The 18,476-nt window shown below is 71.2% G+C and carries 20 protein-coding genes and 1 pseudogene; 13 read left to right on the top strand and 8 right to left on the bottom strand.

Annotation, left to right across the window (positions count from 1 at the left end):
- Position 1: 1 nt before the first annotated feature.
- The 3 genes from LX16_RS22500 to LX16_RS22490 form a co-directional block, all read right to left on the bottom strand.
- Entirely contained in the window at positions 2-1,831 is a 1,830-nt protein-coding gene (locus LX16_RS22500; RefSeq protein ID WP_147142876.1) for an SCO2524 family protein, read from the bottom strand.
- Positions 1,832-1,862: 31 nt separating this feature from the next.
- Positions 1,863-2,618, bottom strand: coding sequence for an SCO2525 family SAM-dependent methyltransferase (locus LX16_RS22495; RefSeq protein ID WP_158645700.1), 756 nt, complete (start codon positions 2,616-2,618; stop codon positions 1,863-1,865).
- 302 nt (positions 2,619-2,920) lie between these two features.
- Positions 2,921-3,340 carry a DUF4233 domain-containing protein gene (locus tag LX16_RS22490; protein WP_147142870.1) on the bottom strand — a complete coding sequence of 140 codons (420 nt, stop codon included), beginning with the start codon at positions 3,338-3,340 and terminating at the stop codon, positions 2,921-2,923.
- 779 nt (positions 3,341-4,119) lie between these two features.
- Here LX16_RS22490 and LX16_RS26765 point away from each other — a divergent pair.
- The 7 genes from LX16_RS26765 to LX16_RS26740 all read left to right on the top strand — a co-directional run bounded on the left by LX16_RS26765 (position 4,120) and on the right by LX16_RS26740 (position 5,793).
- The gene (locus tag LX16_RS26765; protein ID WP_158645699.1) at positions 4,120-4,269 is read left to right on the top strand and encodes a hypothetical protein; all 150 of its coding nucleotides are present in this window, start codon (positions 4,120-4,122) and stop codon (positions 4,267-4,269) included.
- Positions 4,270-4,348: 79 nt separating this feature from the next.
- Complete coding sequence (locus LX16_RS26760; protein WP_158645698.1) at positions 4,349-4,492, top strand: hypothetical protein; 144 nt, start codon at positions 4,349-4,351, stop codon at positions 4,490-4,492.
- A 49-nt stretch (positions 4,493-4,541) separates the two neighbouring features.
- Positions 4,542-4,688: a hypothetical protein gene (locus tag LX16_RS26755; RefSeq protein WP_158645697.1), complete on the top strand. Its 147-nt coding sequence runs from the start codon at positions 4,542-4,544 to the stop codon at positions 4,686-4,688.
- Between the two features lie 35 nt (positions 4,689-4,723).
- Positions 4,724-4,852, top strand: a complete 129-nt coding sequence (locus LX16_RS28050) for a hypothetical protein (RefSeq protein WP_280176827.1) — start codon at positions 4,724-4,726, stop codon at positions 4,850-4,852.
- 91 nt (positions 4,853-4,943) lie between these two features.
- Positions 4,944-5,105 (top strand): hypothetical protein, encoded by a 162-nt coding sequence (locus LX16_RS26750; RefSeq protein WP_158645696.1) that lies wholly within the window; start codon positions 4,944-4,946, stop codon positions 5,103-5,105.
- Between the two features lie 360 nt (positions 5,106-5,465).
- Positions 5,466-5,615: a hypothetical protein gene (locus LX16_RS26745; protein WP_158645695.1), complete on the top strand. Its 150-nt coding sequence runs from the start codon at positions 5,466-5,468 to the stop codon at positions 5,613-5,615.
- Between the two features lie 31 nt (positions 5,616-5,646).
- Positions 5,647-5,793, top strand: coding sequence for a hypothetical protein (locus LX16_RS26740; protein ID WP_158645694.1), 147 nt, complete (start codon positions 5,647-5,649; stop codon positions 5,791-5,793).
- 55 nt (positions 5,794-5,848) lie between these two features.
- Here the strand turns inward: LX16_RS26740 and LX16_RS22485 are convergent, their stop codons facing one another.
- The 3 genes from LX16_RS22485 to LX16_RS22475 all read right to left on the bottom strand — a co-directional run bounded on the left by LX16_RS22485 (position 5,849) and on the right by LX16_RS22475 (position 10,907).
- Positions 5,849-7,192: a bifunctional folylpolyglutamate synthase/dihydrofolate synthase gene (locus LX16_RS22485; protein ID WP_211354700.1), complete on the bottom strand. Its 1,344-nt coding sequence runs from the start codon at positions 7,190-7,192 to the stop codon at positions 5,849-5,851.
- A gap of 108 nt (positions 7,193-7,300) precedes the next feature.
- Positions 7,301-9,919, bottom strand: coding sequence for a valine--tRNA ligase (locus LX16_RS22480; protein ID WP_147142864.1), 2,619 nt, complete (start codon positions 9,917-9,919; stop codon positions 7,301-7,303).
- A 178-nt stretch (positions 9,920-10,097) separates the two neighbouring features.
- The gene (locus LX16_RS22475; RefSeq protein WP_147142861.1) at positions 10,098-10,907 is read right to left on the bottom strand and encodes an S-methyl-5'-thioadenosine phosphorylase; all 810 of its coding nucleotides are present in this window, start codon (positions 10,905-10,907) and stop codon (positions 10,098-10,100) included.
- A 214-nt stretch (positions 10,908-11,121) separates the two neighbouring features.
- On the opposite strand from LX16_RS22475, the gene LX16_RS22470 reads away from it, so the two are divergent.
- The 4 genes and pseudogenes from LX16_RS22470 to LX16_RS27770 all read left to right on the top strand — a co-directional run.
- A complete protein-coding gene (locus LX16_RS22470; RefSeq protein ID WP_147142858.1) occupies positions 11,122-12,174 on the top strand; it encodes an NAD-dependent epimerase/dehydratase family protein in 1,053 nt (350 codons plus the stop codon).
- Between the two features lie 84 nt (positions 12,175-12,258).
- Positions 12,259-12,924, top strand: coding sequence for a glycosyltransferase family 2 protein (locus LX16_RS22465; protein ID WP_170283884.1), 666 nt, complete (start codon positions 12,259-12,261; stop codon positions 12,922-12,924).
- Positions 12,921-13,568 (top strand): TIGR04282 family arsenosugar biosynthesis glycosyltransferase, encoded by a 648-nt coding sequence (locus LX16_RS22460; protein ID WP_147142852.1) that lies wholly within the window; start codon positions 12,921-12,923, stop codon positions 13,566-13,568. The genes LX16_RS22465 and LX16_RS22460 overlap by 4 nt, the downstream gene beginning before the upstream one ends.
- Before the next feature lie 160 nt (positions 13,569-13,728).
- Positions 13,729-14,046 (top strand): annotated as a pseudogene (locus LX16_RS27770) (methyltransferase domain-containing protein); the annotation flags it as partial.
- 168 nt (positions 14,047-14,214) lie between these two features.
- On the opposite strand, the gene LX16_RS27765 reads toward LX16_RS27770, so the two are convergent.
- Positions 14,215-15,573, bottom strand: coding sequence for a hypothetical protein (locus LX16_RS27765; protein ID WP_147142849.1), 1,359 nt, complete (start codon positions 15,571-15,573; stop codon positions 14,215-14,217).
- Positions 15,574-15,761: 188 nt separating this feature from the next.
- Between LX16_RS27765 and LX16_RS22445 the strand changes: the two genes are divergently transcribed.
- Positions 15,762-16,937, top strand: a complete 1,176-nt coding sequence (locus tag LX16_RS22445) for a molybdopterin-dependent oxidoreductase (protein WP_244615944.1) — start codon at positions 15,762-15,764, stop codon at positions 16,935-16,937.
- Positions 16,934-17,398, top strand: a complete 465-nt coding sequence (locus tag LX16_RS22440; RefSeq protein ID WP_147142847.1) for a hypothetical protein — start codon at positions 16,934-16,936, stop codon at positions 17,396-17,398. Before LX16_RS22445 ends, LX16_RS22440 begins: the two co-directional genes overlap by 4 nt.
- 143 nt (positions 17,399-17,541) lie before the next feature.
- On the opposite strand, the gene meaB is transcribed toward LX16_RS22440, so the two are convergent.
- Positions 17,542-18,474 (bottom strand): methylmalonyl Co-A mutase-associated GTPase MeaB, encoded by a 933-nt coding sequence (gene meaB, locus LX16_RS22435; protein ID WP_147142844.1) that lies wholly within the window; start codon positions 18,472-18,474, stop codon positions 17,542-17,544.
- Between the last annotated feature and the right edge of the window lie 2 nt (positions 18,475-18,476).

Raw genomic sequence — 18,476 nt, 5'->3', positions numbered from 1 at the left:
GCTACTCCTCTCCCCCGGCGCGGGCGGAGTCCTGACTGTCCAACTCGTGCAACGCCAGCGTCAGCAACGCCACCGCGCTGGCCGGGCGCACCTGGATGATCTCCCGCACCCGGTTCAACTGGCCCTGTACCGAATCGAGCATCTCCCGGATCGCCGGGGCGACCTGGACGCCGCGCCGCAGCAGTTCCTGGTCGTACAGGTGCTCCGCCTCGTCGAGCATGGCCCTGGCCTGTGAGACGAGGCCGGGATTGCGGACCGGCGAGCTCGCGGTGAGCTGCGCCGCCTGGACCAGGGACTCCACCACGCGGAGCGTGGGTTGCCAGGCGGGCACTCCCCGGGTGTGGGTCCACCCGGGGTACGCGCGGACGGGTTCGTCCCAAAGGGACTGTCCCGCCTGCGGTCCGAGCTTCCGCCGCTCCAGGTGGTCCCACAGTTCGTCCAGGTACTCCATCATGGTGCGGCGCAGCCCCTGGTTCTCCACCACCTGGAGGAGCCGGACGGTGCGTTTCAGCAGTAGTGGGGCGAAGTCGGCCGTCGTCCAGCGCAGCCGGTTCTCGGCCTCGGACAGTTTCGCCCGGTCCATGCCGACGAGGATGCCCGAGATGTGGGACTCCACGGCGGGATCGCCGCTGAGCGCGCGCCGGGTGATGCGGGCCCGGTTGCCGAGTTCCCGCAGTACCTCGGCGAGGCGGGCGGTGTCCTGCTCCGGGATCTGCCGGTTGGCGAGGTCACGCACGATGATCGCGGTGACCAGAAGGCTGTAGTAGTCGTGTTCGACGGTGTCGACGGTGCGCCACGGGAGGTCTTCCAGCGGCCACCTGCCCTCGCCGAAGCTGCCGAGCGTGGACCAGTACCGCTGGGTCAGTTCCCAGCGCAGTTGAAGCGCCTGGGCGAGCCGCTGCTGTACGTCGTCGAGCAGGCCGAGCTGGCGGGTGCGTGGGCTGAACAGGTCGGCGAGACCGTCCATCACGACCACCGTGAAGTACAGGTACGGCGCCGGGTAGGAGTCACCGGGCCGCTGCCAGGACTTCTCGGCGATGAACTCGATCGGACCGACGCCTTCGACGACACCCCACGACCAACCGACCTGGTACAGCCGGTTCGGGTTGTCGAGGTCGCCGGGCTCCTCTATGCCCAGTCGCAGGTCGCGAACACTGGCGGTGACCGTCTGCAGCCGGCGGCGCAGTTCGTTGGCGACCGATCGCCGTGACGCACCGGTCTGGTTGAGCATCTGCAGGAGCGTGGTGCCCTCTTTGGAGTCGTATTCGAAGGAGTCCACCGCGAAGCTTCGGACCAGCCCCACGAGCGCCGCCGTCAACCGTTCGCTGGCGAGTTCCTCCAGGCGCCGCACACTGTCCAGGACCTCGCCCCGGTTGACGACCCGGCGGAACTCCCGCGCGAACGCGAGCATCGCCAGGGTCAGGGTGACCGACAGCGCGAAGCCCTCGGCGATGTCGCGGTCGGCCGTCTCCGGCGTGACGGTGGCACCGTCCGACAGCACCAGGTACCCGGCGCCGTCGAAGCGGGGCCCCTCGTCGTCGCGATGCCGTTCCAGGTACTGGATCTGGATGTCCAGTACCACGCGTGGAATCTGGATCGCGCCGCCGAGGGGCTGCAGCGCACTGAGAACGTCCTCATAGGTGGCGTCCGGGTTGCTGAACCGCAGCGACTCGATGTCCACCGGCGGGAACACCAGGCAGAGCAGTTGCTGTGCGTCCACGACCGAGTCGTTGCCGGTGGGATCGGCCCACCGCCATCGGCCGTCGGACCACGACGCGGCCAGGAGTGATCTCCACACCTCGAGCAGTTGCTGTCGGGGACGTATCTTCATCGCACCACCATGGACGTGCCGGCCTGATCGGTCAGATGATCGGGTTGACCGTCCCGGTTGCCACGATCATGCCGCCGTAGCCTTTGCGGAACGGGTCAACCAGTTCGATCGGGTGTATATCCACTGTAACCTGGTCGGCCGGAAACTGCTGGCGCACATCGGTTTCGGATATCGCCACCGCCGGGTAGAGCGTCTCGTCCACCCGGTATCCCGCGGACTCCTTCATGAAGGCGGCGGCGAATCGGCCGCCGGGTTTGATCAGTCCCAGGAAGCGCTCCACCGCCGTGGAGAACTCACGCAGCTCCGTGGATATCGACTCGGCCACGAAGAACATGGTCGCCATGTCGTACTCGGCGACCTCGGTAACGGTCAACACGTCACCGGGCACCACGCTCAATCGTCGCGGCAACAGCGCCCGCACCCCGTCCAACTCGCCGTACGGGCTGCGTTCGGCCAGAACGTCCCAGAACAACCGCCACGACTCGTCGGGTGCGGTGAGCTGCCCGGTGAGCCAACGGCGGTTGGCGGCGGAGCGCTCGTACAACACGACACGGTCGCAATACGGCAGCATCGCAAGCGCCGGGTACAGGTTCGCTCCGGCACCGACGTCGATTCCCCGGAGACCGCGGCCTGATTCGGCCGCGAAGTGGTCGCGCACGATCTCGAGGATCTGCTGGTCGTCCTTGCGCAGTTCGTCGTAGTTGTGCTGCTTATACCATTGGGAGTTGAAACCGTCCCAGTCGTAATCGCGGTTCCTGACCGCCTCGGTGAGTTCATGTTCCGGCACGTCTGCTCCAAACCTCCGGCCGTCCCGTTCGCATGCGGCACCCCTCCAGCCGCACAACGTGGCCGATCCCCTGCTCACAGTAACGACGCATTCGCCGAAGCGATGCGGCCTACCAGGGGTGTATCGGCGACCCGGCCGGAAGGGCGGATGCAAAGTGAGACAGTTGAATAGATGATGCTCTTGATCTTAGCCCCGGCAACGGATACCGGCGTCGTGCCAGGGTCCTCGATCCGGCCGGCCCGGCGGGCCGTCACCGCCGGTTCCGACCCGGCGGCGGCTCGGGTGACCGGGGCGCGGACCGGTCAGGCGTCGTCGCGGACCGGGGGGCGGGAGAGGCGACGCCGGATCGACACGGCGAACCACCACGTCAACCCGAAGATCAACCCGACGGCCGCCAGCGACCAGTGCAACAGCCCCGCGGCCAGCAGTACGACCTGCACACCCGCGGCGGCATACCATGCCCAGCGCCGCCGCATGAACGCGGCGAGGACGACGCACACGACGGTCAACACCAGCACCAACGTCACGGCCGGCCACAACGGTTCCACCCGCAACATCCGCAACGGGACCAGGCACAACAGCAGTACCAGCGATTCCAACGCCACCACGGAAGCGCCCATCGCGGTGATCGCCCGCCCTGGGTCGGCCAGGCCGCTGGCGTTCGGATCCGCCGCGTCGGTGCCCGCTTCCCCGGTTGCGCCGGGCCGGTCGGAGTCGGTCATTCCCCGATTGTCGCCGACGCCTCCGCGCCACCTCACCCGGCCGGGTGCGACGGGGTACGGCTCACCCGGCTCGCGGGGGTCTTGCGGAAGCGTGAACTATCCGACACAATGAGCGCCGAAGCCGGATTCGGCTTCGCGAATGTTCGCATTCGACCGAGCGCGCGGGATGGGCCGCCCGGTCGATCTACCGGAGTGCGCGGTGGCCACGCCACCGTCACACCGGTATACGACCGATTACCAGACGACCCCGTGGCACCGTGCCGCGATCCGCCGCCGCCTCCCGATCACACTCCACCGCCGGACCCACCGGCGGGTTCCGTCGTAACCGTGGAACGGCAACGGTCACCGGCATGCGTGCGCGCCTCGGCCCACCGGCCGGGCGTGGGGTCACGTGTGAAGGGACTTCCAACCATGCGACTCCTCAAGTCAGTCGGCGACAGGATGCTCAACCGGCTCGCTCCGCCGGGGACCACCCGATGCGAGTTCCGTAGCTGCCACCTTCCGCAATGTACGAAACAGTGCTGCTACAGCAACGGCACCTGGACCTGCAGCGCCTGCTTCTGCTGACGCGACGAGTCCCCGGCTGGAAGGGAATGAAACGCCGGTGCGGGTCCCCCCACCAGGTCGGTGATCGACGATGCGGCGACCCCGTCGCACACCGCCCACCGTTTCCGCGTTCACGGAATCCGCACCCACCCTTTCGAGGCCGGGGACGGCGATGCCGCCCGGCCGACCGACCCCACACGGCCGTCACGGCCGTCGAACGAAGGAGCCCCACGATGGCCCATCTCAACGGAGTCGCCGACCGGCTGCTCGCCCGCCTTATCGGCGGCACCCCGAACGCGTGCCAGTGGCGCGACTGCGGCGGCAACTGCATCCGCCGCTGCTGCACCGGCCAGGGTTGCGGCCTCTGCATCTGCCCGGTCTGATCGCCGTACCGGGTGCGGTCAGACACCGCACCCGGTACCTCCCGACCCCAACCGTCATCGATCTCTCCAGGAGGAACACATGGCACGTCTGCACGGTCTCGCCGACCGCGTCCTCGCCCGCATGGTGGGTGCCAAACCGAACGCCTGCGAATGGTTCAGCTGCGGCGGTGACTGCATCCGCTACTGCTGCGACGGCTCCTGCGGCCCCTGCGCCTGCCCCTGACCGTCCCCGGAAAGCACCGGTCCACACCCCCTCGTGAAGGAGTATCCACATGGCACGTCTACACGGTCTCGCCGACCGCGTCCTCGCCCGCATGGTCGGAATCGGGGCCAAGGGCTGCACGGTCAACCCGTGCGCGCCCGGGGGCTGCATCCGCCACTGCTGCGACGGCCGCTGCGGCGCCTGCGCCTGTCCCTGACATCCACCCACATAACAGCGCATCGGAGAACCGACATGGCCTACCTCAACGGAGCCGCCGACCGGCTGCTGAAACCTGCCGCCTGCGACACGTACGCCTGCGCCTTCCCGGGCTGCGTCCGGCGTTGCTGTAACGGCGTCTGCGGCGCCTGCGTCTGCCCCTGATCCCACCGACATCGCATTCCCGGGCCTCCCGGTGACCACGGAACCGTGGCAGCCCCACCACCGGGAGCCCCCGTTACCCGTAGGAGAACCCTTGCGTCTCTTCAATTCCCTCGCCGATCGGATGCTGGCGAGGCTCGCCCCCGCCTCGGTCCCCCGCTGCTACAACCAGCCGTGCGGCACGAGCTGTTGGCGCCGCTGCTGTCCGGTCTCGGGCGGCGGCGTGCGGTGCGAACCGAGCTGCTTCTGCACCTGAGTCCCGTGTGGACGCCTCATCGACGGGACGCCGCGAACCGGAGACGGAGTGTTGCGCCCCGGATGGGTTTCCGCCACAATGATTGCCGCGACCGGGTTCCCGGTCGCACCATCAACGCCCGTCGATGGCCGACCGCGTGGGATGGCTGCCCGGTCGGGTCTCGGCGTGCGCCGGCCCACGCATGCGGACCGGGCCGCTCCCGCCGGATCGCACCGGTATGCCCCACCGGGTGCGGGTCGACGCCCACGGCATCCGGCCGGGGGCCACCGATCACACCCGTCACCGGTCGAGTTTCGGTAGACCGCGTCCTCATGCCCGGGGACGGCGGCCGGTCGTGACGGCCCCCGGAGAGGAATCGTCGTGAAACGACTCAACGCGCTCGGTGACCGCCTGCTCGGCAAGCTGGCCCCCCGATCGGTCGGCCCGCAGGCCTGTCACATCATCCCGTGCGGTACCAGTTGCTGGCGCCGCTGCTGCGACGGCACCTGCGCCCCCATGTGCTTCTGCTGACCCCACTCGCCCGTCCTGAAAGGAAATCGTCGTGAAACGACTCAACGCGCTCGGTGACCGCCTGCTCGGCAAGCTGGCCCCCCAGTCGGTCGGCCCGCAGGCCTGTCAGACGTACGCCTGTGGCCGCGGCTGCTACCGTCGCTGCTGCGACGGCGTCTGCGGAATGTGCTACTGCTGAATCTGAGAGGCCCGGCCGCGTGATCGCGGCCGGGCCGTCCCACGTCCCGGCGAGCTCACTTCACGAGCAGTTTGCGCGCGTCCCCCGCGGTGTACACCGACCCGGTGATGAGGACCCCCGCACCGCCGAACGCCGCCTCGCCCTCCTCGGCCAGTCGCACCGCCGTCTCGATGGCGTCGGCCAGCCGGGGCACCACCGTCACCTGTTCGGGCTGGAACACCCGTAGCGCCTCCGCGGCCAGTTCGGCGGCCGGTTTGGCGCGGGTGACGCTCGCCTGGCTGACCACCAGGTGGTCGCAGATGGTGTGGAGTTCGGTCAGCATCTCGTGTGAGTCCTTGTCGCCCGACATGGCGACGAGTCCGATCAACCGGGAGAACGTGAACTCCTCCCGCATCGCCTGCACGGTCGCCCGCATCCCGGCGGGGTTGTGCGCGGCGTCGATCAGGACGGTCGGCGCGGTCCGGACCCGTTCGAGGCGTCCCGGTGACGTCGCCTGCGCGAAGCCCTCCGCGATGACGTCACCGTCGAGGGTCTTGGCCTCGCCCGCGCCCAGCAGCACCTCCACCGCGGCCAGCGCGGCGGCGGCGTTGTGGGCCTGATGTCCCCCGTGCAGGGGCAGGAACACGTCCTCGTAGACCGCTCCCGACGGCATGCGCAGTGTCAGCGACTGTCCGCCGACCGCGACCCGGCGTTCCTCCACGTCGAACCTGCGGCCCTCGGCCACCAGGGACGCGCCGACGACGTGGCAGCGTTCCACCAGCGGCACCATCGCCTCGGGCTCCTGGAGTGAGGTGACCAGAGTCGCACCCTTGTGGACTATCCCGGCCTTCATGGTGGCGATGTCGGTGAGCGTGTCGCCGAGCCACTGTGTGTGGTCGATGCCCACCGGCGTGATGACCGCGACCTCGGCCGCCAGGACGTTGGTCGCGTCGGTCTCGCCACCGACCCCGACCTCCACGACCGCCACGTCCACCGGCGCGTCGGCGAACGCCGCCATGGCGAGCGCGGTCGTCATCTCGAAGTAGGTCATGCTCTCGTCGAACTCCGCGTCCACCATGGCCGCCAACGGCTCGACCTCCCGGTACAGCGCGGTGAACCGCTCCGGCGAGATCGGTTCGCCGTCGACGCTGACGCGTTCCCGGACGGTGTCGAGGTGCGGGCTGGTGTAGCGGCCGGTGCGCAGGCCGTGCGCCCGAAGCAGCGACTCCACCATGCGGGCGGTGGAGGTCTTGCCGTTGGTGCCGGTGATGTGCACCGCCCGGAACGTCTTGTGTGGATCACCCAGCAGCTCCAGCAGCCGCTTGATCCGGTGCATGTCGAAGTTGACGCGGCTGTAACCGCGTGCCTCCAGCGCGGCTTCGACGGCGAAGTACTGGGCGTATTCCTCGGCGCTGGTCACTGGGCTCCCCGTCTGGCGATGGTCTCGGTGGGCACGACGTGGCCCGGCCACCATGGTACGACCGGTGGCCGGGCACTTCGCCGGGTACACGTGTGACGGCGGGCGGCGTCACGCCGCCGGCAACGCCGCCAGTTGCGCGGTGATCCGGGTGATGTCGGACTCCGCGGTCGCCTGCCGCTGCCGGATCTTGGCGACCACGTCTTCGGGGGCCTTGGCGAGGAAGCCCTCATTGCCGAGCTTGCGGGTGCAGCCGTCCAACTCCTTGCGGGCGGCGGCCAGCGCCTTGTCGAGCCTGGCGCGTTCGGCGGCGACGTCGATGTTGCCGCGGGTGTCCAGTCGCACGGTCACGTGGTCGGTGACCGCCAGCGTCGCCGTGGCGGTGAAGTCGTCACCGGGCTCGTCGAGCCTGGCCAGCGAACGGATCAGGTTCTCGTGCGCGGCGAGACCCGCCTCGGTGAGACCGGAGAGCCGGGTCGCGACGCGCTGCCCCGGCTTGAGTCCCTGGTCGGAACGGAAGCGCCGGACCTCGGTGACCAGTTCCTGCAACGCCGCCACGGTCGCCTCGGCCTGCGGATCGGTCTCGCCCGGCGTCGGCCAGGCCGCGACCATGACGGAATCGCCCCGTTCCTCGCCGCCGGTCAGGGCCAGCCACAACTCCTCGGTGACGAACGGGACCACCGGGTGAAGCAGCCGCAGCAGGCTGTCGAGCACGTGGCCGAGCACCCTGCGGGTGCGGTCGGCGGCCTCGCCGCCCTCGGCCAGCACCGGCTTGGACAGCTCCAGGTACCAGTCGCACACCTCGTCCCACGCGAAGTGGTACAGCGCGGCGGACATCTTCGCGAACTCGAACCGTTCGTACTGCGCGTCCACCTCCTCGACGGTGCGCGCCAGCCGGGAGAGGATCCACCGGTCGGTGGTGGACAGGTCGTCCGGCAGCGGCCCCTCCACGGTCGCGCCCGACATCAACGCGAACCGGGTGGCGTTCCACAGCTTGTTGCAGAAGTTCCGCGCCGCCTGCACCCACTCGTCGTTGACCACCAGGTCACCGCCGGGGGTGGTGTTGCGGGCCAGGAAGAACCGCAGCGCGTCGCTGCCGTACGCGTCCATCAGGTCGAGCGGGTCGACGCCGTTGCCGCGCGACTTCGACATCTTCTTGCCGTCCTCGTCGCGGATGAGGCCGTGCAGGAACACGTCCTTGAACGGCGGGGTGCCGTCCATGGCGTACATGCCGAACATCATCATCCGCACGACCCAGAAGAACAGGATGTCGTAGCCGGTGGACAACACCGTGTTCGGGTAGAACTTCCGCAGCGACGCGGTGTCCTCGGGCCAGCCCAGTGTCGAGAACGGCCACAGCGCCGAGGAGAACCAGGTGTCGAGCACGTCCGGGTCCTGCCGCCAGCCCTCGGGGGCGGTCTCGTCCGGTCCCACGCAGACCTGTTCGCCGTCGGGGCCGTACCAGATCGGGATGCGGTGACCCCACCACAACTGCCGCGAGATGCACCAGTCGTGGATGTTGTCCACCCACGAGAAGTACCGCTTCTCCTGTTCCGGCGGGTGGATCCGCACCCGGCCGTCCCGCACCGCGTCGCCGGCGGCCTTCGCCAGCGGCCCCACCTTCACGAACCACTGCTTGCTCAGCCGCGGCTCCACCGTCGTCTTGCACCGTTCACAGTGGCCGACGGCGTGCACGTAGGGCCGTTTCTCCTCGACGACGCGGCCGTCGGCGCGCAACGCCGCCACGATCGCCGGGCGCGCCTCGAACCGGTCGAGACCCTGGAACGGGCCGTGCGCCGTGACGGTGCCGCGCTCGTCCATGACGGTCAGGTTCGGCAGGTCGTGGCGGCGGCCGATCTCGAAGTCGTTCGGGTCGTGCGCCGGGGTCACCTTGACCGCGCCCGTCCCGAACTCCGGGTCCACGTGCGCGTCGGCGATCACGGGGATGCGGCGGCCCGTCAACGGCAACTCCACCTCGGTTCCCACCAGGTGCGCGTAGCGTGCGTCGTCGGGATGCACCGCCACGGCGGTGTCGCCCAGCATCGTCTCGGCGCGGGTGGTGGCCACCACGATGGAGGCGTCGCCGTCGCCGTAACGGATGCTGACCAGCTCACCCTCGTCGTCGGTGTGCTCCACCTCGATGTCCGACAGCGCGGTCATACAGCGGGGGCACCAGTTGATGATGCGTTCCGCGCGGTAGATCAGCTCGTCGTCGTAGAGCCGCTTGAAGATGGTCTGCACGGCGCGGGACAGGCCCTCGTCCATGGTGAACCGTTCACGGTCCCAGTCGACGGCGTCACCCAGCCGGCGCATCTGGCCGGAGATCTTGCCGCCGTACTCGTTCTTCCACTGCCACACCCGTTCCACGAACGCCTCGCGGCCGAGGTCGTGACGGGACAGGCCCTCGTCGGCGAGGTTGCGTTCCACCACGTTCTGGGTGGAGATGCCCGCGTGGTCCATGCCGGGCATCCACAGCGCCTCGAAGCCCCGCATCCGGGCGCGCCGGGTGAGGGCGTCGATCACGGTGTGGTCCTGGGCGTGCCCCAGGTGCAGGCTTCCGGTCACGTTCGGCGGAGGGATCACGATCGTGTAGGCGGGCTTGTCGCTGTCCTCCGACGCGGCGAAGCGGCCGTCGGCTACCCACTGCGCATAGCGCCGCGACTCTACGTCGGCGGGCGCGTACTGAGGGGGTAGTTCGGTACGGGCCTGGGGCTTCGCTTCATTCGTCACCAGACAAGTCTACGAATCGCGGCGCGCGGCCGTCATCAGGGTTTTGCCGTCCGGTCGGCCGGGTCGGCGGACGGCATCGGACGCACCCTGCGAGGCGGGACGGGCTGACCCACCACCGCGAGACCTCGCCGCACCAGCACCCGGAGCCGGGGAGGCGAGGGGAGCCCGCGCGCGCCGGTCACAGCGGCTTCGGCGCCAGGTCGGCGCAGTCGCAGCCGAGGTCGTCGGGCAGGTCCGCCACCAGGGTGGCGAGGATGTCGCCGACCACCGCGAGGTTCGCGGCGAACAACTCCATGACCTCGTCCTGGGTGACTCCGGAGCCCTGCTCCACGCCCGCGTCCATGTCGGTCACCAGGCACAGCGGCAGGTAACACAGTCCCAGTTCCCGGGCGAGCGACACCTCCGGCAGCGCGGTCATCCCGATCAGCGACCAGCCCTGCGCCGCGTACCAGCGGGATTCCGCCCGGGTCGAGAACCGCGGCCCCTCCACCACCACCTGGGTGCCGCCGTCGGTGGCCGGGCGGCCGCAGGACCGCGCCGCCGCCAGTACCGCCGCGCGACCGGGGCCGCAGTACGGGTCCGCGAACGGGGCGTGCGCGGTCTCCGGGCCGTCGAAGAAGGTCTGCGGCCTGCCGGAGGTGCGATCGACCAGCTGGTCCGGCACGACGAGGCCGCCCGGCGCCAGATCGGGACTCAGCCCGCCGACGGCGCTGACCCCGATCACCCGCCGGGCACCCGCCTCGGCCAGGCTCCACAGGTTGGCGCGGTAGTTGATCCGGTGTGGCGGGAACCGGTGCCCGGGTCCGTGCCGGGGCAGGAACGCGACCGGTCTGCCCGCCAGCTCCCCCACCGCCACGTCGTCGGACGGCGCGCCGTACGGCGTCTCGACGGTCCGGCGGACCGGCGACTCGAACAGCGAATACAGTCCCGATCCGCCGACGACCGCGATCGCGGCGCCGGGCGGGGACACGGGTCCGGGTGCGGCCATGTCGTCTCGTCCTCTCGTTGCCTCCGGGTTCCGGAGGCGGTCTCCGGGTGGCGGTCTCGCGAGGCCGTCGCGGTCACGTGATCCACCCGACCGGGCCGGCGCTCGTCCGAGAACACCCTCCAACACAGGACCGATACCCACGCGGGCGCCGCGCCGACCGCACCGCCGGTCTCGAATCCCTTCCGGGCGCGGCGGGGATCCGTATCGTGACGGGATGCGGGTACTGGTCACCGGCGGCGCCGGTTTCATCGGCTCACAGGTCGTGGCGGAGTTCGCGTCGGCCGGTCACGACGTGACCGTGCTGGACGCCCTGCTGCCCACCGCGCACGCCGTCGCGCCACCGACGCAGGACGGACGGTTGACGCGCGGCGACGTACGCGACCCGGTCGCGGTGGACGCCGCGGTGGCCGGAGTGGACCTGGTGTGCCACCAGGCCGCGATGGTGGGCCTGGGCCGGGACTTCGACGACGCGCCGGATTACGTCGCCTGCAACGATCTGGGGACGGCGGTGCTGCTGGCCGCGATGGCGCGGCACCGGGTCGGGCGGCTGGTACTGGCGGGTTCCATGGTGGTCTACGGCGAGGGCGAGTACCACTGCGAGCGGCACGGCCGGGTCCGGCCGGGTCCGCGCCGGGTGGAGGACCTGTCCCGGGGCGCCTTCGAGCCGCGCTGCCCCGACTGCGGTGACGACCTCGGATACGGACTGGTCGATGAGGACGCCCCCGCCGATCCCCGCAACGTGTACGCCGCGACCAAGCTCGCGCAGGAGCACCTGGCGTCGTCGTGGGCGCGCGCCACCGGGGGACGCGCGACGGCGTTGCGGTACCACAACGTGTACGGGCCGGGAATGCCCGCGGACACGCCGTACGCGGGGGTGGCGGCGTTCTTCCGTTCCGCGCTGGAACGCGGGGAGGCGCCGCGCGTGTTCGAGGACGGACGTCAGCGCCGCGACTTCGTGCACGTCCGCGACGTCGCCGCCGCGAACCTCGCCGCCGCCGAGTCCCTCGCGGACACCGGTGAGGGGACGTTCCGGGTGTACAACGTCGCCAGCGGAGAACCCCACACCATCGGCGAGATGGCGGAGGCCCTCGCCGAGGCGCACGGCGGGCCCAGCCCCCGGGTGACCGGGGAGTTCCGGCTGGGGGACGTCCGCCACATCACCGCGTCGACGCGGCGGATCGCCTCCGAACTGGGGTGGCGGGCGGCGGTCGGTTTCGACGCCGGTATCCGGGAGTTCGCGAAGGCGGAACTGCGCGCCACGGGCTGACGCCCGGTACGGGCGTGCGGGACTCGGCCACGATGCACGTTTCGGCCGTCCGTTCCGTCCCGGTTCCGTAGGGTGGAGGCCGTGATGGAGACCGGACCGGCACCGGTGGACGTGATCCTGCCGTGCCTTGACGAGGCCGAGGCGCTGCCGTGGGTGCTGGGCCGGATCCCGGCGGGGTGGCGCGCGATCGTGGTGGACAACGGTTCCCGGGACGGCTCCGCGGAGGTCGCGGCACGCCTGGGGGCGACGGTGGTCTCCGAGCCCAGGAAGGGCTTCGGGTCGGCGTGTCACGCGGGGCTGACCGCCGCGACCGCCGACATCGTGTGCTTCTGCGACTGCGACGCCTCCATGGACCCGTCGGCCCTGGTCCCGTTGGCGCGGACGGTCGAATCCGGCCGGTTCGACCTGATGCTGGGCAGTCGCCGCCCCACCACCTGGACGGCGTGGCCGCTGCACGCCAGGTTGGGGAACCGGGCGTTGTCGGTGATGCTGCGGCACCGCACCGGCCTGCGGCTTCCCGACCTGGGGCCGATGCGGGCCGCGCGGCGCCGCGACCTATTGGCGTTGGGTATCCGGGACCGGCGTTCCGGGTACCCGTTGGAGATGGTCGTCCGGGCCTCCGACGCGGGTTGGCGGATCGCGGAGACGACGGTGCCGTACCTGCCCCGCACCGGGCGTTCCAAGGTGACCGGTACGTGGACCGGCACGTGGCACGCGGTGCGCGACATGCGGAAGGTGTTGCAGTCATGACCGATGCGGCCTGTCTGCTGGTGATCGCCAAGGCGCCGGTTCCCGGCCGGGTCAAGACCCGGCTGACTCCCGGGTTCACACCGGTGCAGGCGGCGGCGTTGGCGGAGGCGGCGCTGCGGGACACGCTGCGGACCGTGTGCGACTGCCCGGCCCGGCGGCGGGTCCTGGTGCTCGACGGTGAAGCCGGTGACTGGCTGCCCGAGGGGGTCGAGGTGGTGCCGCAGCGCGGTGACGGCCTGGACGAACGGCTCGGCCACGCGTTCGGCGTCGACCCGGGACCGTGCCTGTTGATCGGAATGGACACTCCACAGGTGACGCCCGGCCTGTTGGCGCCGGTACTCGCCGAGGACGCCTGGCACGACACCGACGCGTGGTTCGGTCCCGCCGCCGACGGCGGTTTCTGGGCGCTCGGCTTCGCGACGCCCCGGCCGGACCTGGTGCGGGGCGTACCGATGTCACGGGACGACACCGGAGCGGTGCAGCGGGACCGGTTGGTCCGCGCGGGACTGCGGGTACGGGACCTGCCGACGCTGCGGGACGTCGACACGCCGTCCGACGTCGCCGTGGTGGCCGCGCAGGCCCGGGACGGGGCGTTCGCCGCCGAAGCCGACCGGATCGGAGCCTTTGTTGCGAGCCGAACTTGACACCGGGCCGGAGCCTCCGGCGTTGACCTGGCGGTCGGACCTGTACGCGAAGGCGTTGCGCGCCGGAGGCGGGACGTTGTTCCTGCGGCGCGCGGACGGCCGGACCTTGCCGTTGGACATCGAACGGTGGTGCGGTGCCGCCACCGCCGCCGACCACGAGGTGGTGCGCCGCTGTCGTGGGGCGGTCATCGACATCGGTTGCGGCCCCGGCAGGTTCGTGACGGCGCTGCGCGGCCGGTGCCGCCCGGTGCTGGGCATCGACATCAGCGCCGCGGCGGTGGACCACACCCGCCGGTCGGGCGGGCGGGCGCTGTGCCGTTCGGTGTACGACCGGGTCCCCGGGGAGGGCGACTGGGACACCGCGCTGCTCATGGACGGCAACATCGGGATCGGTGGCGATCCGGCGGCGTTGCTGCGGCGGGTCGCGGCGATCGTCGCCCCGGGCGGGCTACTGCTCGCCGAGGTCGCGGCCGCCGACGTGGACGAGCGCCTGACCGTCCACGTGGAGAACGCGCACGGTGAACACGGGAAGCGGTTCGCGTGGGCGCGGGTGGGGCCGCGCGCGCTCGCCGGTCACGCCCGGAGCACGCGGTGGCGGATCGTGGAACGGTGGCACAGTCACGGCCGGCACTTCGTCGCACTGCGGTTACCACCACAGCACGAGGAATCCGGTCACGGCGATCGCGGTGACGGCCTGCGCGGCCAACCCGAACCGGGCGGCGCGCACCGGGATCAGCCCCGCCAGCGGCAGCAGCCACACCGCGAACGGCAGGTAGATGCGCTCGGTCTCACCGACCGACAGGCCCGACGCCAACGCCACCGCCAGGATGACGGCCACCGCCCCGGGAAGGACCGCGAACCGGTCCCGCCGCAGCCAGGCGAGGCCCGCCACCGTCGCCGGGCCGACCGCGACGGCGAGCGCCGCGATGTTGGCGAACCAGAAGTACCACTCGGGCCGTTCGATCCAGCCGCGTCCGGCGCGTACCCGCTGAGTCGCCAGATCCAGGCCGGTGAACCAGTCGAAACCCGCCAGGGCCGCCGCGAGCAGCAACACCACCACCACCGCGCCGCCCACCACGAGGGGCCGGAATCGCCGCTGCGCCACCACGACCGCCACGGCGAGGACACCGATCAACGTCAACCCGTACGACAGGAACAGGCAACCGCCCAGCAGCAGGCCGCCCGCCACGGCCCAGGCGTCGCCGCGGGCGCCGGTGCGCGCCGCGGCGTGCGCGAGGGCGCACACTCCGGCCGCCGCCACCCCGGCGAAGAAGGCGTCGGCGCTGGTCGCGATCCACAGTGCGGCGGGTGCCGCCGGAAGGAACGGGGCGGCACGCCTCGCGGTCTCCTCACCGGACAGGACGCGCACGGTGGACAGGACCGCCGGCGCGGCGAACGCCCCGGCTCCGATACACATCGCGGCCGCCCACTCGGGGCCTCCCAGCCCGATCCGGTCCAGGACCGTCAACAAGCCGAGCATCCCGGGCGGGTGCCCCGACACGTGCGTGGTCCATCGTGGCGGGTCCATGACGTGGTCGTTGTAGGTGGCGAGGAATGTGGACAGGTCGGTGACTCGGGGGACGTCGTGCAGGTACTCGTAGGGTGTGGTCAGCGGCGCGGTGAGCGCGCCGGGACCGTCCCAGGACGCCAACGCCACCGGCCAGGCGACCGCGACCAGGTAGACCAGTGCCGTCAAGCGCCGCCACGGGGCCCGGGCCGCCACCCGTGGCCCCCAGGCGATCCACACCGCCGCCACCAGCACCGGCGCCACGGCCCACCGGGTGATCCGCGGCTCCCAGTGCCCGGAGAGCGGCCAGGCGTTCCCCAGGTGCAGGTGGTGGCCTCGCGCGTCCAGCCAGCCGCCCCACACGGCGCATCCGGCGACCAGCAGCACCGCCGCGAACACCGCGACACCGCCGCCGATCCACCGGGGCCGGGACCGAGGCCGGTCTCCGCCGTCGGCGGCCGGTCCGGTGCGGCGCGACTGCTCGACCGGGGAAGCCATGCCGCATATGGTGGCATCCCCGCCACCGCCGGTGACCGGTTTTCGGCTCACCCGCGGGTACCGGTGGTGGGCGACGACGAACCGGCACCCGGGGTGTCGTGGTGCGCGGTGCCCGGCAGGGCGGACGGGACGGACCGGCTCCGCGTGGTGTGGCGTCACGGCGACGCGTTCCGTGATGTGATCCCCCGGTGAACGCGATCAGCCACCGGGTCGGCGCCGCCCTGGACCGGGCACGACGCGGCCGGGGTTCGCCGTTCCGGCCGGGTGCGTTCCGCGCGATGCCGCACCATCCACGGGTGGCGACCGTCATCGGGCGGCTGCTGATCGCCGGGTTCCTGCTGTGCCTGGTCACCGGCCTGTACAGCCACTACCTGCAGGACCCGCTGCCGTGGCAGGTGTTCCCGACCCGGCCGGTGTGGCTGTACCGGGTGAGTCACGGGCTCCACGTCGCGACCGGGACGGCGTTGATTCCGCTGCTGCTGGCGAAACTGTGGACGGTGTATCCGAGGTTGTTCGCCTGGCCGCCGCTGACGTCGCTCCGGCACGGTCTGGAGCGGGCGTCGGTGGCGTTGCTGGTGTCGTCGGCGGTGCTCCAACTGTTCATGGGACTGCTCAACACCTGGAAGTGGTATCCGTGGCCGTTCTCGTTCCGGACCGTCCACTTCTGGCTGGCCTGGGTGGTGGTCGGGGCGTTGCTGATTCACGTGGCGGTGAAACTGCCGCTGATCGTGCGGTACCGGCGTACCGGACGGCCGCGGCGGGTACGTGATCCCGGCACCGGGTGGACCCGGCGGGGTTTCCTGACCGCGGTCGGCGCCACCACGGCGGCCGTGACCGTGACCACGGTCGGGCAGGCGTTCACTCCGCTGGGGCCGCTGGCACTGCTGGCGCCCCGGCAGCCGGGGGTGGGGCCACAGGGTCTGCCGGTCAACCGGACCGCCGCCCAGGCGGCCGTGACCGTTCCCGACGACTGGCGGCTGGAGATCGTGGGTGCGACCCCGGCCTCCTTCGACCTGGCGGCGCTGCGCGCGTTCCCGCAACACGACGCGGACCTGCCCATATCCTGTGTGGAGGGTTGGAGCCAGTCGGCGCGTTGGAGCGGGGTCCGCGTCCGGGACCTGCTGGACGCCGCCGACGCACCACCGGGCGCGGCGCTGCGCGTGGTGTCGCTGCAGACACGCGGCTCCTACGCGGTCTCGCACATGACTCCGGAGTTCACACGGGATCCGTTGAGCCTGTTGGCGTTGCGGCTCGACGGCGAGGTCCTGCACATCGAGCACGGTTATCCGGCGCGGATCATCACCGCCGCCCGGCCGGGGGTGCTCCAGACCAAGTGGGTGTACCGGTTGGAGGTGCTGCCGTGACGACCGGTTCACCGCGTCGCGCGCCCGCCGGTGGTGCCACGTCGAAGGCGCGGGTCCTGATCGGGGCGGTGGGAGTCGTCTCGGTGATCGTGGGCGTCGCCGGCATGTGGCGGGAGGTCACGCTGCCGGCAGAGCTGCTGCCGTGGCTGGCCGGTGCCGTCGTCGCCCACGACGGCGTGCTCGTGCCGCTGGAGTTGCTGCTGGGGGCGGTCGTGTGGCGCGCCAGCGCGGTGCTGCCCCGGAGGGTCCGGCAGGTCGTCATGGGCGGCCTGATGGTGGCCGGGATGCTGACGCTGCTGGGCGTGCCCTTGGCGCTGCGGAGGAACGTCTACCCGAACCCGACGGTCAACCATCAGGACTACGCCGCGAACCTGGGCTGGCTGCTGTTGGCGACGGCGGTGGTCACGATGCTGACGGCCGTGGTGACGGCCCGCTACGACCGGGCGGCCTCGAAACGCTGAACCGTCACCGGGCCGCCCGGTACGCCCGACAACGTGCGTCGCCCACCGAACTTCGTTTCGGCCGAGTGGCGACGTCCGGAACGCCGCCACCGGATTCGCGGACCGGCGGTGCGGGACACCCGCACCGCCGACACGACGGCGGTCTAGCCCTGCAACACCTCGTCGGCCGCGGCGTACGGATCGACCTCGCCCTCGGCCACCCGCGCCGACAGGTCGTCGGTCACCGTGAACCGGCGCGCCAGGGCGCCCAGCACGATCGCCGTCACCTCGGTCTTGGCGCGTTCGCGCCTGCGCCGGTCGAGTTCACCGTGCTCGGCGAGCCAGTCGCGGTGCTTGTCGATCGCCTCGGTCAGCTCCTCGACACCCTCGCCTCGGTGGGCGACGGTCTTGACGATCGGCTGCCGCCACTCGTGTGGTTCACGGGTGATCAAGGCCATCATCGCGCGGATGTCCCGGAACGTCGCGTCGGCGCCGTCCCGGTCGGCCTTGTTGATCACGAAGACGTCCGCGACCTCCAGGATGCCCGCCTTGACGGCCTGGATGCCGTCGCCCATCCCCGGGGCCAGCAGCACGAGGGTGGTGTCGGCGAGTCCGGCGATCTCGACCTCCGCCTGGCCGACGCCGACCGTCTCGATCAGGATGACGTCGAAACCACAGGACTCCAGCACCCGCACCGTCTGCGGCGTGGCGGCGGCGAGGCCGCCCAGGTGACCCCGCGACGACATCGACCGGATGAACACCTCCGGGTCGGTCGCGTGCTCCTGCATCCGCACCCGGTCACCGAGGATGGCGCCGCCGGTGAACGGGCTCGACGGGTCGACCGCGAGGACGGCGACCCGCAGGCCCGCCTTGCGGTAGGCGGTCACCAGTGCCGTCGTCGTCGTCGACTTGCCGACGCCCGGTGAACCGGTCAGGCCGATCACGCGCGCCCTACGGTCGGAGACCGGCAGCGCCCGGGCGACCTGCCGGACACCGTCGCCGCCGTTCTCCACGAGACTGATGAGCCTGCCGATGGCCCGGTGGTCGCCGGAGGTCGCCTTGTCGGCGAGCGCGACGACCGTCGCGTCCTCGACCACGC

The organism is Stackebrandtia albiflava (assembly GCF_007994225.1).
Lineage (GTDB): Bacteria > Actinomycetota > Actinomycetes > Mycobacteriales > Micromonosporaceae > Stackebrandtia > Stackebrandtia albiflava.
The sequence above is the reverse complement of the archived record's forward strand: the minus strand, read 5'-3'. Positions and strand labels throughout refer to the sequence as shown.